The 19,405-nt window shown below is 40.2% G+C and carries 16 protein-coding genes and 1 pseudogene; 12 read left to right on the forward strand and 5 right to left on the reverse strand.

From position 1 onward, the window contains the following. The first annotated feature begins 100 nt into the window (after positions 1–100). Together E4661_RS11480 and E4661_RS11485 are read left to right on the forward strand one after the other, a co-directional pair. Positions 101–3,427 carry a glycosyltransferase family 117 protein gene (locus E4661_RS11480; protein ID WP_136467472.1) on the forward strand — a complete coding sequence of 1,109 codons (3,327 nt, stop codon included), beginning with the start codon at positions 101–103 and terminating at the stop codon, positions 3,425–3,427. Between the two features lie 236 nt (positions 3,428–3,663). Further along, positions 3,664–4,005: a hypothetical protein gene (locus E4661_RS11485; protein ID WP_136467474.1), complete on the forward strand. Its 342-nt coding sequence runs from the start codon at positions 3,664–3,666 to the stop codon at positions 4,003–4,005. Between the two features lie 229 nt (positions 4,006–4,234). Here the strand turns inward: E4661_RS11485 and E4661_RS11490 are convergent. Beyond that, positions 4,235–4,399: pseudogene (locus E4661_RS11490) on the reverse strand (thioredoxin family protein); the annotation flags it as partial. A gap of 224 nt (positions 4,400–4,623) precedes the next feature. Between E4661_RS11490 and E4661_RS11495 the strand changes: the two are divergent. Together E4661_RS11495 and E4661_RS11500 are read left to right on the forward strand one after the other, a co-directional pair. Then, on the forward strand, positions 4,624–4,980 hold the full coding sequence (locus E4661_RS11495; protein ID WP_136467478.1) for a hypothetical protein: 357 nt from the start codon (positions 4,624–4,626) through the stop codon (positions 4,978–4,980). Positions 4,981–4,982: 2 nt separating this feature from the next. Beyond that, entirely contained in the window at positions 4,983–5,534 is a 552-nt protein-coding gene (locus tag E4661_RS11500) for a hypothetical protein (RefSeq protein ID WP_136467480.1), read from the forward strand. A 274-nt stretch (positions 5,535–5,808) separates the two neighbouring features. Here the strand turns inward: E4661_RS11500 and E4661_RS11505 are convergent, their stop codons facing one another. From E4661_RS11505 to E4661_RS11515, 3 genes are all read right to left on the reverse strand, one after another. Beyond that, positions 5,809–6,105 carry a thioredoxin family protein gene (locus E4661_RS11505; RefSeq protein WP_136467482.1) on the reverse strand — a complete coding sequence of 99 codons (297 nt, stop codon included), beginning with the start codon at positions 6,103–6,105 and terminating at the stop codon, positions 5,809–5,811. A 91-nt stretch (positions 6,106–6,196) separates the two neighbouring features. Beyond that, positions 6,197–7,432 carry a metallophosphoesterase gene (locus E4661_RS11510; protein WP_136467484.1) on the reverse strand — a complete coding sequence of 412 codons (1,236 nt, stop codon included), beginning with the start codon at positions 7,430–7,432 and terminating at the stop codon, positions 6,197–6,199. A gap of 58 nt (positions 7,433–7,490) precedes the next feature. After that, on the reverse strand, positions 7,491–8,213 hold the full coding sequence (locus tag E4661_RS11515) for a copper homeostasis protein CutC (RefSeq protein WP_136467486.1): 723 nt from the start codon (positions 8,211–8,213) through the stop codon (positions 7,491–7,493). A gap of 39 nt (positions 8,214–8,252) precedes the next feature. Here E4661_RS11515 and E4661_RS11520 point away from each other — a divergent pair, with 39 nt between their 5' ends. From E4661_RS11520 to E4661_RS11530, 3 genes are all read left to right on the forward strand, one after another. Then, entirely contained in the window at positions 8,253–9,251 is a 999-nt protein-coding gene (locus E4661_RS11520; RefSeq protein WP_136467488.1) for an isoaspartyl peptidase/L-asparaginase family protein, read from the forward strand. 147 nt (positions 9,252–9,398) lie between these two features. Further along, on the forward strand, positions 9,399–12,233 hold the full coding sequence (polA, locus tag E4661_RS11525; RefSeq protein WP_136467490.1) for a DNA polymerase I: 2,835 nt from the start codon (positions 9,399–9,401) through the stop codon (positions 12,231–12,233). A gap of 14 nt (positions 12,234–12,247) precedes the next feature. Further along, positions 12,248–13,108, forward strand: a complete 861-nt coding sequence (locus tag E4661_RS11530) for a YihY/virulence factor BrkB family protein (RefSeq protein WP_136467492.1) — start codon at positions 12,248–12,250, stop codon at positions 13,106–13,108. Between the two features lie 15 nt (positions 13,109–13,123). Here the strand turns inward: E4661_RS11530 and E4661_RS11535 are convergent, their stop codons facing one another. Continuing rightward, positions 13,124–13,561, reverse strand: coding sequence for a MarR family winged helix-turn-helix transcriptional regulator (locus E4661_RS11535; protein ID WP_136467494.1), 438 nt, complete (start codon positions 13,559–13,561; stop codon positions 13,124–13,126). A 135-nt stretch (positions 13,562–13,696) separates the two neighbouring features. On the opposite strand from E4661_RS11535, the gene hppD reads away from it, so the two are divergent. The 5 genes from hppD (at position 13,697) to hisC (ending at position 19,402) form a co-directional block, all read left to right on the forward strand. Next, a complete protein-coding gene (gene hppD / locus E4661_RS11540; RefSeq protein WP_136467496.1) occupies positions 13,697–14,830 on the forward strand; it encodes a 4-hydroxyphenylpyruvate dioxygenase in 1,134 nt (377 codons plus the stop codon). A 69-nt stretch (positions 14,831–14,899) separates the two neighbouring features. Further along, positions 14,900–16,057 (forward strand): homogentisate 1,2-dioxygenase, encoded by a 1,158-nt coding sequence (locus E4661_RS11545; RefSeq protein ID WP_136467499.1) that lies wholly within the window; start codon positions 14,900–14,902, stop codon positions 16,055–16,057. Positions 16,058–16,142: 85 nt separating this feature from the next. Further along, positions 16,143–17,363 (forward strand): fumarylacetoacetase, encoded by a 1,221-nt coding sequence (fahA, locus tag E4661_RS11550; RefSeq protein WP_136467501.1) that lies wholly within the window; start codon positions 16,143–16,145, stop codon positions 17,361–17,363. A gap of 30 nt (positions 17,364–17,393) precedes the next feature. Next, positions 17,394–18,305, forward strand: a complete 912-nt coding sequence (locus tag E4661_RS11555) for a flavin reductase family protein (RefSeq protein ID WP_136467503.1) — start codon at positions 17,394–17,396, stop codon at positions 18,303–18,305. Further along, positions 18,305–19,402, forward strand: a complete 1,098-nt coding sequence (hisC, locus tag E4661_RS11560) for a histidinol-phosphate transaminase (RefSeq protein ID WP_136467505.1) — start codon at positions 18,305–18,307, stop codon at positions 19,400–19,402. The genes E4661_RS11555 and hisC overlap by 1 nt, the downstream gene beginning before the upstream one ends. The last annotated feature ends 3 nt before the right edge of the window (positions 19,403–19,405 follow it).

Genomic DNA, 19,405 nt, shown 5'->3' on the forward strand with positions numbered 1-19,405 from the left:
CTTATTTTTTTATTTGACCCTTGTTAAAGGTTTTCCAAAATTCACAAGGCTTCTCTACTATATTTACTAAATTCGCCTCAACTTGGTAAACACCAACTATATGTTTGCAAAAGACTTCAAAAAATGGGACACTATATTAGGATGGGTCTCTTTTACCATAGCATTTATAGTTTATGCGATAACCGTCGAGCCCACAGGAAGTTTTTGGGATGCAGGAGAATATATCACCACTTCTTCTAAGCTTCAGGTAGGTCACCCACCCGGAGCACCCCTTCTACAAATGATTGGGGCGTTCTTTTCCATATTTGCCTTTGGTGATGCATCCAAAATTGCGCTAATGGTCAATGCCGTTTCAATTGTTTCTAGTGCTTTTGCTGTGCTTTTCACTTTTTGGACCATTACCAACTTGACCAAAAAGATGATTTCCAAAAAGAAGTCTTTATCCAACAGCAAGGCCATCGCTATTTTAGGAAGTGGATTGGTCGGGGCTTTGACCTTTACATTTTCAGATAGTTTTTGGTTCAATGCCGTAGAGACCGAGGTATATGCCATGGCCAGTTTAATTATGGCACTTTTACTCTGGTTGGGACTAAAATGGGTTGACAATTTGGACGACCCAAGGGGCAACCGATGGTTATTACTCATCTGTTTTGTTATTGGACTTACTTTTGGAATCCAGTTCATGGGCTTTTTGGCGATTCCGTCCATAGGTCTACTATACTACTTCAAAAAACACAAGACCACAACGGTAAAAAACTTTTTGGTCGCCAACATTATAGTGATTGCTATTTTAATGTTGGTCTATAAATTTTCCCTCACTTATGTATTGAAATTATTCGGATGGAGCGAGGTGTTTTTTATCAACAGCATCGGGCTGCCTTTCAACTCAGGTACCATCATCATGGGTCTAATTTTTGTGGGGGCCTTTTATTTTTCACTTCGTTATACTCGAAAAAACAACTTTCAAACCGGAAACCTCATTGTTTTGTGCTTAATGTTTTTGGTACTTGGCTTTTCTTCATGGTTAATGTTGCCTATCCGTGCCAACGCCGATACAATAGTGAATGAAAATGACCCTTCCGATGCACGTTCCCTTTTGGCATATTATAATCGGGAGCAATATCCAGGTGTGGAAAGTCCTTTTTATGGCGCTTATTATTCAGATACTTTTGCGCCCGCAGGTGAGGACAAGGATGATCGTCCAAAGTATGAAAAGGACGAAAAATTGGGTAAATATGTTATTGTAAACAACTATAAAAATGCCATTCAAGGCCCTCACGAAAAACATGTTGGTATTCTTCCTAGGCTTTGGAGCGACCAACATGCGGAAAACTATATGCGCTATTTTGGTGTTCTGGACTTCAAAATCAAATCCGAATACATTTCCAATAACGATTTAAGACAAGCTGTAGCACAATTCAAGGATGCACAGGCAAAAGGTGAAATTGATTCCGAACAGTACATTCGGTTTTTAAGGGAATTTAGTGACTACATCGAGGTAGAACCACCAACATTGGGACAGAACCTCCGATATCTTTTTGAGTTCCAGTTCGGATACATGTACATGCGCTACTTTATGTGGAATTTTGTCGGACGGCAAAATGATAAGCAAGGGCGCTATGACGAAAACGGAAACTGGCTCAGCGGAATTGGGTTTATCGATAGTCTTCGATTGGGAAGTCAAAACAACCTACCCAGTGATTGGGAAAATAACAAAGGTCGAAACACATATTTCTTCTTGCCCCTGCTATTGGGAATCATAGGCATCGTGTTTCAGGTTTCTAAAAACCCAAAGCACTTTTGGGCACTCTTTGTCTTTTTTATGTTCACCGGACTGGCCATTCAATTCTACACCAACCCCTACATCTTTCAACCTAGGGAAAGAGACTACTCCTTGGTGGGCTCCTTCTATATTTTCTGTATTTGGATAGGTATCGGCGTTTATGGCTTGTTCGACGAATTCCGTAAAATTTTATCAGCGAAAGTGGCTGCACCTGCAATCACAACACTTTGTCTTTTGGCGGTTCCGCTCTTGATGGGCTATCAAAATTGGGACGACCATGACCGCTCTAACCGATATACAGCAAATTCTACCGCAAAAGCCTATTTGGATTCTACCAAAAAAGATGCGGGCGCCATTTTGTTCACCATAGGGGACAATGACACCTTCCCTTTATGGTATGTGCAAGAAATTGAAGGCCATAGAACCGATGTTCGTGTGGTGAACACAAGTTTATTTGCCACAGATTGGTACATAGACCAAATGAAAAGAAAAGCATACGAGAGTGATCCTATCCCTTCTCAACTGACCCATGACAAATATCGATATGGCTCCAGAGATGCAGTGTATTACCAACCGTTGAGCGAGAACCGGTGGGACATTAAGGATTTTGTGAATTGGATTGGGAGCGATAAAGCCCAAACCCGGTATAAGTACATCTTGGAAAAACAAGGCGTGGATATCAGTAATGTTCCCGAAGGCACTCTCAATATCATTTACTACCCCACTAATAAAATCCGGATTCCAGTTAACAAAAAGAATGTTCTGGAAAGTGGGTTGGTTAAAGAAAAGGATTCTGCTTTGATTGTGGATTATATCGATATAGACCTTCCGAAAAGTGCGCTTCCAAAAAACCGAATCTTGATGCTCGATGTAATTGCCAACAACGATTGGAAAAGGCCCATTTATTTTTCTGGTGGAAGTTTCGATAGCGCAGAATACATTTGGATGAAAGATTACCTACAATTGGATGGCCTTGTGTACAAACTTGTGCCCATCAAGACCAAAAATCAAAGTTCGTTCGAAATGGGTCGCATTGACAGTGACCTCATGTATGATATTGTTAAAGATTGGGATTGGGGCAATTCTGGTGAGGATATTTATCATGATCCGCAAACCCGTTCCCAAGGGCTTTCCTTTAGGAGTAATTTGGCAAGGTTGATGGAAACACTAATTGCCGAAAATAAAATTGACAAGGCCAAAGATGTCATTGAATTGGCCATGACCAATATGCCAGTGGAAAAGTATGGCTTTTATGCTTTTGTAGAACCCTTTGTTGATGGCTACTATAAAGTAGGTGAAAAGGACAAGGCGAGGGCACTTTATGAAAAACTGAAGAAGGTTTATCAAGAGCGACTTGAGTACTATTCAGAAGTTCCTTTGGATGAGCAATACGAAAAGATTGATGACATCTTGGCCGATATGCAGGCCTACAGAAGAAATATCGACATATTGGTTGAGAACCAGGACAGGGAATTGGCCGAATCGGAAATGACCATTTTTAACGAATACATTGACAAGTTCTCACAATTTGTTGGTGAGGAAGAAGATGTTTTCGAAGAGCCCGTTTTACCAGATCCCGATATGCCAGATTCTATCCCATTGGACACTATACAAGAGATGGTTGATTCAACAGTGGCAGAATAAGAAAGTCTTATCGTTCTAAACACATTCCTTTCCCTATGTCATCCTGAGCTTGTCGAAAGAAGGGAAAGGCGACCGATTGGTGGACAAAAAACGATCCACTCTCATATACCATCCGTCAATTCAAAAGGGGCATTCGTCAATTTGGAGTGGATTTTTAGACAGAAATTTCCGAATTTCACTTATCGGTCGCTAAAGAATCATTGAAACGATTTTTAGCTTAAACGTTGAGCATAATTATGAGGTTAGGCATTATTATTTTTCTTCTCTGTGTTTTGACTCAATCTTGTATAGCTACAAAATATGATTGTGTAGATAAAAAAGCATGTCGTGAAATTGAGAATAGACTTGACTTAATAATCAGATTCAACCTATACTTTCAATCATCAAATGGAGAAATCCAAGAAGTGGGAATTTATCTATCAAATCTCACTGGGATTGAAACAGAGGCCGATGTTCAATATGAAGGACTGTTACCTCCGACATTGAATGATTTAGAAAAATGGAGTGCGTGGTACAATCTTAACCATAATATGCTCAGATATGATAGGAAGTCTGATTCGGTTTATGTAATCAAGTAACTATGCTCAACAGCGCGCATAGCCCATAGCTTAAATGCTTGAAACATCCAGGTTTTCCTATCTTTAAGAGTAATTGGCTCTTCGGACAAAACCAAGAAGGATTTGTCGCTATAAGGCCATGCACATTAACAATAAGTGCAATCTATTTTTACTACACAAATAGAAAGAAGCATCCACTTTAGTGGATAAAAAGAATCATAAAGCTCTTGAAATTCGTGTTAGCCTAACACTAAATATACTCGTTAAGAATACCAATAAGCGTATTGGCATCTTGCTCACCGCTTTGTCGCCAGACCATTTCTCCTTTTTTATAGATTATCAAGGTGGATAATCCCTTAACGCAGAGTGCTTGGGAAAGCTCTTTGTTTTTATCAACATCGACCTTTATCACCCTGAGTCCACTCCTTCCAATGCCTTGTGCAAAGAAAAGAGAAACCCAAAACCAGCTTTTCACTTCATCCTCAATTCAAAACAGGCATCCGTCAATTTGAACAGCATTTTCAACCGCAAATTTTCGTACTTCACTTACCTGTGCTGAACTTGATGTCAGCATCGTTGGATACAAATCATTAAAATGGATTCATATCCTTTTAGCTATAAAACACTAAAATCAAACATATGAAAATTAGAGTATTAGACCATTACAACTCATTAGAAAAAATTAATGAATTTCTCAAAACCAAAACAGAACTAGAAGTTTCTATTGTGCAAGATCAATGGCCAACCAATGGAGAATTAATGGTAACTATTGGAAAAAAGTGTGTCCTTATAAAAAAAAGTGCCACTGCTGGAGCCAAAATAAATCTTTTAGAATCAAATACAATAGAGATTAATCCTGTTCCCCCTAGCAATTATATAAACAATATGACACAAAGAGGTCTGTTAGCAGTAATTGTAGATGTAATAATTTCTGGAGGACAAAATAAAGTCGCTCAAGAAGTAGAAAATCACTTATCAGAAATTCAAAGTAAATAAAAATGAAAAAAATAATTTATATCCCTTTGCTATTACTATTGTTATCCTGTAACAAAGGAAAACGCAGTTATGAAGACAAAGTATCTATAGAAGAACTTAAAACAGAATTAATTTCAAAATTTGGAAAAGATGCGTATTATACCAAGTTAAGCATTACTAATAAAGACTATGGGTCTTTTGTTAGTGTTTCTCAAACTGACGAACCTTCCTCATTAAAAATGACAGATTGGAATTATTCGAAAGGTAGTTGGAAGCAAACTTCGGACGTAACTTTAGAACTTTTTCAAGGAGCAAAAGCAGTAGATTTTATGTTTCAACTAGACAAGATTGTAGATTTTGATCTAATCGGAAAAGTAGTTGAAGAATCAAAGAAAAAAATAATAGAAGAAAAAGGAATCTCAGAAGTTAGGGTTGAGAATATCATTATAAAAGCACCTAATGATGGAAATTTCAATAACATGAAGTATTATATTACAATTTCCCCAAAAAGTGGCGGGACAGATTTCGAATTTTGGTATAAGATAGATGGAACTTTAGATCATTTTGACTATTAATAAGTAACATTTTACAACAAAAACCAAAACTTAAAATCATTACGTAACTTACTCGAAATCTGCATATTAATTAATAAAAAAACAACAAAAAAGGCTCTGTCAAAGCAGTGAGAAGTCCGAAACTATCGCCTTTCAGACATTCGTAATACATATAGCCGAAATCGATAAGTACAATCCTATTTTTAATGTTTCTTTGCTATGCAAATAGGAAGAGACATCCACTTTAGTGGATAAAAAGAATCAAAAAGCCCTTGAAATTCGTGTTATTCCAACACTAAATATACTCGTTGAGAATACCGATAAGCGTATTGGCATCTTGCTCCCCACTTTGTCGCCAAACCATTTCTCCTTTTTTGTAAATCATCAAGGTAGGTAATCCTTTAATGCGGAGTGCTTGGGAAAGCTCTTTGTTTTTATCAACATCTATTTTGATCACTTTTCCTTTATCACCCAACGCAGCGGCAACATCGCGCAGCACAGGATGCATGGAAGTAGATTGATCGTTCCATTCTGCATAAAAGTCCAGCAACACTGGCACTTTTACATCGATAAGTTCACCAAATTTAGACATGTATACTTCTTCGGTTTACCTACCAAAAGTAAGAAAATTTGTTAAAATTCTATGGAAGTGATATTTTCCAGCGAAGCGAAGGGCGTTAAATTTAGGTTAAACCTTTCTTTTTAAGGGTTATAACCGTGATTTCAGGCCAAATCCCAACACGTCCAGGATAGCCGATAAAGCCAAAGCCACGGTTCACATTGATAAACTGGCCCAACTCTTCATATACCCCGGCCCAGTACTTGTAACGCCATTTTACCGGGCTCCATTTTACCCATCCGGGAATCTCCACTCCAAACTGCATGCCGTGGGTGTGACCACTTAACGTAAGTTGAAAATGATAATCATCTTTGATCACAACATCTTCCCAGTGCGAAGGGTCATGGCTCATCAATATTTTAAAGTCATCCTTGGAAACCCCAGCTTTGGCCTTCTCAAGATCTCCAGCTTTTTTGAATCCGCCTCTTCCCCAGTTTTCCACACCTAAAAGTGCGATTCGTTGTCCATCCTTTTCAAGGTATCTATGAGTATCCAACAAAAGATCAAAGCCCATGTCCTTTTGCATATTCTTTAAATCCGCAAGATTTTGGGCCTTGGCTTCATCAGAGGGCCATGAAGTATAATCCCCATAATCGTGATTGCCCAAAACGGAAAATTTCCCATCTTTGGCCTCTAGCGTCGTAAACAAATCTGTCCATGGTTCCATTTCCTTGGCTTTGTCGTTTACCATATCCCCTGTGAACAAAATAACATCGCTTTTTTGTTCATTGATCAGATCTATTCCGTAGGCCACTTTTTTGCGGTTGTCAAAACTACCGCTATGCACATCGGAAATTTGGGTGATCTGGTATCCATCAAAAGCTTCAGGCAAATCATCAAAGGTCAATTCGTACTTCAGTACTTTATAATTGTATTTCCCACGGTACATTCCATAGAGCAATGCCCCAAAGGGCAAGGCAGCAATCCCTAATGCGATTCCACTAATGAATTTTCTACGTGAAGGGAAAAATTGGGTCTGGGTTTCGGAAAGACCGGCTATTTTGCTATATCCAAACACGAACAATCGGACCACATCCTCCAGCAACAAAAAAATCCCCAATCCTACTCCTAGTAACAAAAAAGCAAAGAAAATTCCTCCAGCGTTAGCGATTTGTCCACGAATGCCATCTCCAGGGGTATAGTTCAACACTCGAATAATGAAATTGGCCAAAGCGATCAAAAAAAGTAGTCCATAAGCCCAGTGCAGCCAAATGTTTTTGAAAAGTGTTTTAAACCCTTGAAAACCATAAATGGCTGAAATTATATAAATAATGGAAAGAATGATTAAAAAACGGGGCATGCAATTGCTTTTTTTTACAAAGATATTTCTTTAGTTCTGGAACTGAATTATTTAGCGATCATTTAACGCTGTGTACAATTCGACGAACCTTGTCCAAGTTTGTTACAGCCACTTGGTTTTCGCTTAAATGCGATGCCGAATTCATTGGGATTTTATCCTCAAGATCCACCTCATTTCCAAATGAACTTCCAGAGAAATGAATAGCGCTCAATCCTACGGTTTTGAACTTGGCACTATTCTCAAGTCGTATTCCTCCACCCGCCATTACAACCGTCTTTTTAGAAATTTGATTCAATTCTCTAAGTAATTCCAATCCTTTTTCCGCTGAAGTTTGTAGGCCCGAGGTCAGTATGTAATCTACATTCAAAGTTTCCAGTTGACCCAATACCTCCTTTGGATTCGTTACCCAGTCAAATGCACGATGAAAAGTAAACTTCATGGGTCTTGAAGCTTTCACTAAAGCCGAGGTTCTATCCACGTCCAAACCACTATCGTCAAAGAGCACTCCAGAAACAATTCCGTCAACACCAATTTCCTTGCAAAAAGCGATGTCCTTCAACATTACTTGATATTCTAGGTCAGTATAGGTAAAATGACCACTTCGCGGTCTTATCAACACATGGACCGGAATGTTCAATCGTTCTTTGGCCAATTTTATTAATCCATAAGAAGGGGAAATCCCCCCTACTCCCAACTCACTACAGAGTTCAATACGGTCAGCCCCAGCCTCTTGGGCAATTAAAGCAGATTCCAGTGAGTTGGCACAAACTTCTACAAGCATATTGCTATCTTTAGCGGGACTAAAATAAACATCCAAATCATGCGAAGACGTAAATTTCTTAAAAAATCTGGGCTTACAACAGCAGGGCTCATGTCTGCCCCAGTTTTAGCCTCTTGCAAAACCGAAAACAAACTTGAAAACACCGCGGCAATCGCCCAAGTCACCAAACCTATTGCCATTTGTACCTGGAATTTTATGAATGCCACCGCAAAAGCTTGGGAGGTTCTGAGCAAAGGCGGAAACGCATTAGATGCTGTTGAACAGGGCGTTATGGTCGAGGAAGCCGATGTCACCAACGAAACAGTTGGCAAAGGTGGCAGACCGGATAGAGATGGAAATGTAACTTTGGATGCCTGTATTATGGATAAAGATGGTAATTGTGGGTCCGTAGTGTATTTGCAAAATATTGCCCATCCCATTTCCGTAGCAAGAAAAGTGATGGAAGAAACCCCGCACATAATTTTAGCTGGAAAAGGAGCCGAAAAATTTGCATACGAACAAGGCTTCCAAAAAGAAGATTTGTTTACGGAAAGTACCCGAAAGCAATATGAAGAATGGAAGAAAACTTCCAAATACGAGACCACCATCAATATTGAAAACCACGATACGATAGGAATGTTGGCCATAGATGACAACGGGGATATCGCTGGTGCCTGCACCACTAGCGGCATGGCCTATAAAGTAGCTGGCCGTGTAGGGGATTCACCCATTATTGGGGCCGGACTTTATGTGGATAATGAAGTAGGTGGAGCCACGGCGACCGGTGTCGGTGAAGAAGTCATCCGAACTGTAGGTAGTTTTTTAATCGTTGAGCTGATGCGACAAGGAAAAAGTCCTCAAGAAGCCTGCGAAGAGGGGGTAAAACGTATCATGAAAAAGAATGAAGGTCGAAAAGATTTCCAGATTGGATTTTTAGCCATCAACAAGCAAGGTGAAACTGGAGGTTATTGCGTGCACCCGGGTTTTACCTATCGGGAATATTCCGAAAATGGGCATGAGAACAAGCATGTGGAAAGCTTCTATCAGAAATCGGAATAAAGGAATAAGACCGCTTCACTTTCAGCTATGAGATATCTGATTTCTGACGCCTGAAATGTTATCCCTTTTTTCTACCTTTAAAAGCAGTTCAATTTTTATCGCGAAGGCTAACTTCGCACTTCTAATTTTACACATCTAACTAAAAATATGTCTGACCAAAAACGACTTTTCCTTCTTGATGCCTATGCCTTGATTTTCAGAGGATATTATGCCCTGATCAAAAATCCTCGTATCAATTCCAAAGGAATGGACACTTCAGCCATCATGGGATTTGTGAATTCCCTTTTTGATGTCATTAAACGTGAAAAACCGGATCATTTAGCAGTATGTTTTGATAAGGGTGGTAGCGTGGAGCGTACGGAGCTATTTGAAGAGTATAAGGCCAATCGAGATGAAACCCCGGATGCCATTAAAATTGCCGTACCCTATATCCAAGATATTTTGAAGGCCATGAATATTCCCGTCGTGGAATTGGCGGGATACGAAGCTGATGACCTCATCGGAACTTTAGCCAAACAGGCAGAAAAAGAAGATTATAAAGTTTTTATGGTCACCCCCGACAAGGATTTTGGTCAACTGGTCTCTGAAAATATTTTCATGTACCGCCCAGCTCGAATGGGCAATGGCATAGAAATATGGGGAATCCCCGAAGTGCAAAAACGCTTTGGAGTGGAACGTCCTGAGCAGGTAATCGATTATTTGGGAATGATGGGTGATGCTAGTGATAATATTCCCGGACTTCCAGGTGTTGGTGATAAGACGGCTAAAAAGTTCTTGGCAGAGTTTGGCACCATGGAAGGACTTTTGGCCAATACGGACCAATTAAAAGGCAAAATGAAGGAGAAAGTGGAGCAAAATGCCGAACTAGGTAGACTTTCCAGAAAATTAGCTGAAATCAAAATTGATTGTGACGTTACATTTAAGGCTGATGACTACGAAATGTCTGAGCCTGATGGCTCCAAAGTGCAGCAGATTTTTGAAGAACTGGAATTTAGAAGATTAAAAGAGCAATTCATCAAAATCTTCTCGGAAGAACCTACCGATCCTACTGCTGGTACGGAAGCTCCTAAAGTGACCAAAGAACCTCAAGCTGCAGGTAGCGGACAGTTCAGTTTGTTTGGAGGGAATCCGGCAGATGCCCCTGCCACCATCAAAGATGAGAACAGCAGGAACACTGTTTCAGATATTCAACATTCATATCAAAGCATTGTTCCCGGTCTAGGATTGAAGCTTTTTATGCAAAAGTTGATGCAGCAGACTTCGGTTTGTTTTGATACGGAGACCACGTCCATCAATCCACTTGAAGCCGAACTTGTAGGTATCGCCTTTAGTTGGGAAGCCAAAAAGGGATTCTATGTCCCCATTCCCGAAGAGAAGGAAACTGCAGAGGAAATTTTAGAACAGCTTCGCCCCTTCTTCGAATCAGAGAATATTGAAAAAGTAGGTCAAAACCTAAAGTACGATATCAAGGTGATGAAAAACTATGGTATTGAAGTCAAGGGGAAGCTTTTTGATACCATGTTGGCACATTACCTCATCAATCCAGATATGCGACACAATATGGATGTACTGGCCGAGACTTATTTGAACTACACTCCGGTTTCTATTACCGAACTTATTGGCAAAAAGGGTAAAAACCAATTGAGCATGCGACAGGTTCCTTTGGAAAAACAAACGGAATATGCTTCCGAAGATGCTGACATTACCTTGCAACTCGCACAACATTTTAGACCGGAACTGGCCGAAGCCAAAACCGACGAGCTTTTTGAAACCATTGAGGTTCCCTTACTTCGGGTTTTGGCTGATATGGAAACCGAAGGCATCAATCTTGACAAAGGCTTTTTGAATGACCTTTCCACCGAGTTGGATGGAGACATCAAATCGTTGGAACAGAAAATTTACGACGCAGCTAATCAAGAATTCAACATTGCTTCCCCCAAACAATTGGGAGAAATTCTTTTTGAAAAACTAAAACTGGTAGATAAACCCAAAAAGACCAAAACTGGACAATATTCTACGGCTGAAGATGTGCTTTCCTATTTGGCCAAAGACCATGAAATCATTCAAAATGTATTGGACTTTAGAGGACTTAGCAAGCTAAAAAGTACATATGTAGACGCCCTTCCTAATGAAGTGCAACAACATAGTGGCCATGTCCACACTGATTATATGCAAACTGTGGCTGCCACAGGTAGATTGAGTAGCAACAATCCGAATTTGCAAAATATCCCCATAAGAACAGAGCGAGGTCGTCAGGTACGTAAGGCCTTTATTCCAAGGGATGAGAATTACACCCTGTTGGCTGCGGATTACTCCCAAATCGAACTTCGCATTATTGCAGCATTAAGTGAAGAGGACACCATGATCGAAGCCTTTAAAAATGGAGAGGATATCCATGCTTCAACGGCCTCAAGGGTTTTTAATGTCCCTATTGAGGAAGTAACCCGTGAACAACGCGGAAATGCCAAAACAGTAAATTTTGGAATCATTTATGGCGTTTCAGCATTTGGGTTGAGCAATCAAACCGACTTAAGCAGAACCGAGGCCAAAGAGCTCATCGAAACCTATTACAAGACTTATCCCAAATTGCGAAACTATATGGGAGAACAGGTAGATTTTGCACGAGACAATGGTTATGTACAAACTGTTTTGGGTCGTCGTCGCTATTTAAAGGATATCAATGCTGGTAATCAAGTGGTACGCGGTGCAGCTGAACGAAACGCTGTAAATGCCCCCATCCAAGGTAGTGCGGCAGATATCATTAAAATTGCCATGATCAACATCCATAAAAAACTATCCGAAGGTGCGTATAAGACCAAAATGTTGTTGCAGGTCCATGATGAATTGGTGTTCGATGCCTATAAACCTGAATTGGAGGAAGTAAAGGCTCTCATAAAATCCGAAATGGAAAATGCTTATCAATTGGCCGTTCCATTAGATGTTGAAGTGGGAATTGGAGATAATTGGCTGGAGGCACATTAATTCAATGACCGAGTATGCTCAAGTTTTTCAAAGAGGTTTTTAATCATTTTTTTAATAGCAATACCTTTCAAAAAGGAGCCGCTTTGGCCTACTATGCCGTGTTTTCCATCTTTCCCATTATCATCATTTTGATTTCCGTGTTGGGAATGATCTTTGGAAAACAAGCAGTGTCAGGTGAGATTTTCGCCCAGTTGAAAGATATTTTGGGAAACGATGCTGCTTTGCAGATTCAGGATATGATTAAAAATCAGCATGTAAAGCACAATTCAATCTTTACAACCATTATTGGTTTTGTAACTCTGGGTCTCAGTGCATCTGGCATGCTCAATCAAATACATAATGCTTTCAACGATATATGGGGAATAAAAGCCCAACCTAAGAGCAGTATCCTCAGATATTTCACCAAACATTTTGCCTCATTTGGCATACTGATTTTATTGTTTTTTGTTTTACTGATAAGCACCTTGGCAAATTCCTTTCTTGTAAAGCATGGTGCCAACCTGCATCCTGATTATAAATTCTCGGTCGTATACGAGCATTTGACCTCTTTCTTTATCGTCTCGCTTATGTTTGCCATTATGTTCAGGTTTTTGGGTGATACCAGGGTACATTGGAAACCCGCCTTATTCAGTGGAATGTTTACTGGACTCCTTTTTATTTTCGGAAAAATTGGAATTGGAATGTATTTGGGCAAAGCCCATTTATCCACAACCTTTGGTTCGGCCAGTGTTTTAGCCTTGATTATGCTATGGGTCTACTACACCTCGCAGATTATGTTTCTTGGAGCCTCTTTTGTGAAGATTTTGAGCCATAGAATGAATTACAAAATCTTACCTAATAAAAATGCGGTTGAAGTAGCGCATAAGGAAGTTTAAATTAGATATTCTTTGTCAGTAGTTCTCCCCTATTTGGTCTAACACCTTTAAGAAAGTTTCAAACTCCTCGGTGTCCAATCCCTTAACGGCCTGTTTACGTAAAATTTGAGCATGGGGTTCAATTGTAGTAATCACTTCTTGTCCTTGTGATGTCAGTTCCAATTTAAAGCGCTTCATGTCACCATCAAAACGCGTTTTGGTAATCCATCCTTTGCGTTCCAACCCTCCAATGACTCGTGATGTTGTAGCGCGGTTCCTAAAGTTGGATTTCACAATATCCGATTGGGACGCCTCTTCTCCTAGTTGATATATACGATACAGAATCACCCACTGTTCAATGGTAAGGTCAATTTCCAGTTCCTTAAACTTTCTCAAATAAGCATCCTGAACCTTGCGAAGAACCAAATCCAAGTGTAATCCAATACCCGATATTTCATCAATGCGATTGAGCATAATTTTTTTCCGTATCCCACTTAAAGAACAATTTTAACAATTATTTACTCTAAACCCACCAAATATTATTTCAAATTTAGTATTTTTGTTGCATTAACAACAATTATTGAATATTAATTCAAAAATACAGCACCTATGGAAACATCTACATTACCCAAATTGCACGATGCAGCCAAAGACTTTATGCCCATTAATGGCACCGATTATTTGGAGCTTTATGTGAGCAATTCCAAACAGGCTGCACATTTTTACAAAACTGCTTTCGGATTCCAGTCGTTAGCTTATGCAGGTCTTGAAACCGGCTTAAAAGACAGGGAAAGCTACGTCGTGGTTCAAGACAAGATTCGATTGGTTTTGACCTCTCCATTAAAAAGCGGAACCGATATCGGAAGACACATTGATCAACATGGTGATGGTGTTAAAGTAGTCGCTCTTTGGGTCGATGACGCCACCTATGCCTATAATACAGCCATTGAAAAAGGCGCTAAGTCTTACATGGAACCTCAAACTGAGGAAGATGAAAATGGAAAAGTAGTCCGTTCTGGTATTTATACCTATGGGGAGACCGTTCATATTTTTGTAGAACGTAAAGAGTACAGTGGCATTTTTATGCCAGGATATAAAAAATGGGAAACCCCTTACTACAATCCAGAGTCTGTTGGTCTAAAGTACGTAGATCATATGGTAGGTAATGTGGGATGGAACAAAATGAACTACTGGGTGGACTTTTACGAAAACGTCTTGGGCTTCGTGAATATTCTTTCTTTTGACGACAATGACATCTCCACCGAGTACACCGCTTTAATGAGCAAGGTGATGAGCAATGGTAACGGACGTATTAAGTTTCCAATCAACGAGCCTGCTGAAGGAAAGAAAAAGTCCCAAGTAGAAGAGTATCTTGATTTTTATGAAGGCGAAGGCGTTCAACACATTGCTGTGGCAACCGATGACATCATAACTACAGTAAAACAATTAAGAAGCCGCGGAGTTGAATTCCTAAGAGTTCCAGACACCTACTACGAAGCGGTTACTGATCGTGTAGGTGAAATTGATGAAGATATCGCACCGCTAAGGGAATTGGGGATTTTGGTAGATCGTGATGATGAAGGATACTTGCTTCAGATTTTTACTCGACCAGTAGAGCCAAGACCTACCATGTTCTTTGAAATTATACAAAGAAAGGGTGCGCAATCATTTGGAAAAGGTAACTTTAAGGCACTGTTCGAAGCTATTGAGCGTGAACAGGAGGTAAGAGGTACGCTTCACTAGAGCATACTTCATAGTTCAAATTAGATTGAACATATTTTTTAAGCTTGAGTTTCAACTTAAAAAACAACTATGCCCATTTATCATAAACTCGGAAAAATTCCGCAGAAAAGACATACACAATTCACCAAACCAAATGGTGGTCTTTATTATGAGCAATTGTTCGGCACCATAGGGTTTGATGGAATGTCCTCGTTGCTCTACCAAAACCATAGACCTACCCAGGTCAAGGAAATTGGTGAAGCATTGGATGTTAGACCAAAAATCGCGGTGGAGAAAAACATCACCTCCAGAAAGCTGATAGGATTCGATATAGCACCTAAAGATGATTTCTTGGATGCTCGGGAGCCTCTTTTGGTCAATAATGATATCCATATTGGATTGGCAGCACCTAAAAAATCATTGACATCCTATTTTTATAAAAATGCGGACGCTGATGAAATGTTGTTCATCCATAAGGGTTCAGGTACGTTACGGACTTTCGTAGGGAATATTCCTTTCGAGTACGGAGATTATCTGATCATTCCAAGGGGTATGATCTATCAAATTGAATTTGATACCGAGGATAACCGAATTCTGTATTCGGAATCTTTTCGTCCAATCTATACGCCGAAGCGATATAGGAATTGGTTTGGACAACTCTTGGAACACTCCCCTTTCTGTGAGCGTGATTATAAATTGCCACAGGACTTAGAAACTTATGATGAAAAGGGCGACTTTTTAATCAAGGTCAAAAAACAGGGAATGTTGCATAGTTTGGTTTATACCACTCATCCGTTTGATGTTGTGGGCTGGGATGGATACAACTACCCATATGGATTTTCTATCCACAATTTTGAACCGATAACGGGTAGAGTGCATCAACCACCACCGGTACACCAGACTTTTGAGACGGATGCTTTCGTTATATGTTCCTTCTGTCCAAGATTGTACGATTATCACCCAAAGGCCATTCCTGCACCATATAATCATTCCAATATCGATTCTGATGAAGTGTTGTATTATGTGGATGGAGATTTTATGAGTAGGACCAACATCGCTCAGGGACATATTTCATTGCACCCAGCAGGAATTCCGCATGGCCCACACCCTGGCACCTATGAAGCAAGCATAGGCAAAAAAGAAACTTTGGAACTAGCGGTGATGATTGACACCTTTAAGCCGTTGCAGGTAACAGAAAATGCGTTGAAAATAGATGACGGTAGTTACTACAAGTCTTGGGTGGAATAGCAAGAAGTTAGACGATAGATGTTAGGTGTGAGACATTTTAAAATCTTCTCAAATCTAATTTCTCATATCTCATATCTCAAAAAACATGATTATAAACATACCTGAAAACTCAGATTTTTCAATCCACAATATTCCCTTTGGGATTTTTTCGACTGAAGACAGAACCCCCAGAGCTGGTGTTGCCATTGGTGAACATATTTTGGATTTGGTTGCTGTGGCCGAATTGGATGTGTTCGACTTTAACACGGCTGTTCTTGAGAAAGAAGTCCTTAACGATTTCATTTCTCTAGGTAAGGAGATAACCAATAGGGTAAGAAAAGATATTCAACATTGGCTTCAAGACGAAGATTCGGTCTTAGCCAGAAAACCTGAACTTTTCGTACTTCAATCCGATGCGCAGATGCATATGCCCGTTTATATTGGTGACTACACCGATTTTTACTCCAGTATAGAGCATGCCACCAATGTGGGCACAATGTTTCGTGACCCTGCAAAGGCATTAATGCCCAATTGGAAACACATTCCCGTGGGGTATCACGGTAGGGCAAGCTCCATTGTCGCCAGTGGGGAGCCTATTCACAGACCAAAGGGACAAACACTTCCAAAGGATTCTGACACTCCAATCTTTGGACCTTCGCAGCGCTTGGATTTTGAATTAGAAATGGGCTTTATCACTGGAAAAAACACAAATCTTGGAGAATCTATTTCAACAGATGAAGCCGAGGATTATATTTTCGGAATGGTCCTACTCAACGATTGGTCGGCCCGAGATATTCAAAAATGGGAATACGTTCCCTTGGGTCCATTTTTGGCCAAAAACTTTGCCTCACACATCTCTCCATGGATTGTTACCTTGGAAGCTTTGGACCCATTCCGGGTTTCAGGCCCCGAGCAGAACCCTAAAGTTCTCCCTTATTTGGAATTTGAGGGAACAAAAAATTACGATATCAACCTTGAAGTGGGTATCTCACCTGAAAATACCGAAGAACAGGTTGTTTGCCATTCCAACTTCAAATACATGTACTGGAACATGGCACAACAGTTGGCACATCACACTGTGAATGGGTGCAATATTAATATTGGTGACCTTTATGGTTCTGGAACTATTTCTGGAAAGGATGAAAATTCATACGGTTCTATGCTGGAATTGGCTTGGATGGGTACCAAACCACTCAAAATGAAGGATGGTTCAGAACGTAAGTTTATACAGGACGGGGATACGGTAATCATGCGAGGTTTTGCAGAAAAAGAGGGTAAACGCGTCGGATTCGGCGAAGTTTCTGCAAAGGTGCTTCCTGCAAAATAGATTTTATCTTAGCGAAAACTTTAGAACCCAATGTCCGTAGTAAAAACCATAGACCCAACAGCCATTCCACAACCTGATTTACATGGGTATTTGCTCACAGCAGTAGCACCACGCCCCATTTGCTTTGCAAGTACCATTGATTCAGATGGCAATGTGAATTTGAGTCCTTTTAGCTTTTTTAATGTGTTCAGCTCCAATCCGCCAATCATGATTTTTTCTCCGGCACGGAGCGGAAGAGATAATTCACTAAAGCATTCGCATCAGAACGTCAAAGAAGTACCCGAAGTGGTCATCAACATTGTGGACTTTCCAATGGTGGAACAAATGTCACTTTCGAGTACAGCCTATGAAAAAGGAGTGAACGAATTTATAAAATCCGGATTAACGGAGGTGCCAAGTAAAAAAGTTCGACCTCCACGTGTTGCAGAAGCTCCTGTTTCCTTTGAATGCACGGTAACTGAAATTATTGAGCTAGCTGATACTCCGGGGGCAGGCAATTTGATATTCGCCAAAGTGGAGTTTATCCATATCAATTCGGCTTTTTTAGATGGTGCAGGGAAATTGGATCCCAAAAAAATGGATTTGGTGGGCAGAATGGGTGGCAGCTGGTATACCCGGGCCAGTGGCGATTCACTGTTCGAAATTCCTAAACCCATTCGAACCAAAGGCATCGGTGTAGACCGATTACCAGAAGGAATTCGAAACAGTGAGGTTCTGACCGGAAATAATCTTGGACGATTGGGAAATATGGAACAACTTCCCACAAACGGTGAAGTTGAAGAAATCTCGAAAGATGATGAAATCAGGATGCTCTCCAAAAAATTGAAGAACAATCCTGAAAAATTGAAAAAAGAACTGCATTGGGTGGCACAACAAGTTTTAAATGAAAACAACACCGCAAAAGCATTGGCCATATTAATGTACGCTGAACAACTAAGTTAATGAGCAAGGAAATAGAATCCATTTTCAAATCCTATTTACAACCCAAAAAAGCTTACGAAGGAGGTAAAAGTGCACCATCAAATGATGGGCAAAAAATCTATAAACTTTCCTCCAATGAAAATCCATTGGGGCAATCCCCCTTGGCCACCGAAGCACTAATAGCAGCGGCCAAAAATGTCCACATCTATCCGGACCAAACAGATGTTCGCTTAAGGGAAGCTTTGGTCCAAGACTTTGGCGGTGAATTGGACAAAGAACAGTTCATTTGTGGAAACAGTGGTTCTGAAATCATTGATATGATCTTGCGCGCCTTTATCAACGAAGGTGATGAGGTCATTTTTTCCAACCCTTGCTTTTTGCCCTATTCTGTTTTCTCAAGATGGTATGGCGCCAAACAGATTGACATTCCCTTAAGGGAACCGGATTATTCCTTGGATGTAGAACAAATTTTGTCAGCCATAACGGATAGAACCAAGGTTGTTTTTTTGACCAGTCCCAACAATCCGACCGGAACTTATATTCCGAAAGCTGTTCTGGATGACTTTTTGGAGCGAATACCGAAAAATATTGTGGTTGTGCTGGATGAAGTTTACCGCCATTTTGCTGATGCAGATGATTATGTTTCGGGTCTACCTTATGTAAAAGAAGGCCATAACCTAATCGCCATCAACAGTTTTTCCAAAACCTATGGTTTAGCCGGGCAAAGGATTGGGTATTGCTATGCGACGCAGAAAATAGCACAATACCTCAGACAAATCCACAAGCCTTTTCTTTTACCGCATACTTCAACGGAAGCAGCTATTGGAGCATTAAATGATGTTGAATTTATTCAAAATACAGTCAAAACTGTTGTTGAAGGCCGTAAATTCCTTTCCGAAGCTTTTGACAAGCTTGGTATTAAATACTGGCCTACGCAGGCAAATTTCTTTTTGGTCGACCCTTCCTTACCAGAATTTGAGTTTACCGACTTTTTGATGCAACGTGGCGTTATGGTAAGACCTGTCTCCCAATTTGGAGCGCCTGGAAAAGTACGTATCACTATAGGTGACCAAGAAGCCAATGAGGCTTTAGTTGCGGCACTTGAAAAACTTCCCTGATTT

The sequence above is a fragment of the Flagellimonas onchidii genome (genome assembly GCF_004804315.1).
Classification (GTDB): domain Bacteria; phylum Bacteroidota; class Bacteroidia; order Flavobacteriales; family Flavobacteriaceae; genus Flagellimonas; species Flagellimonas onchidii.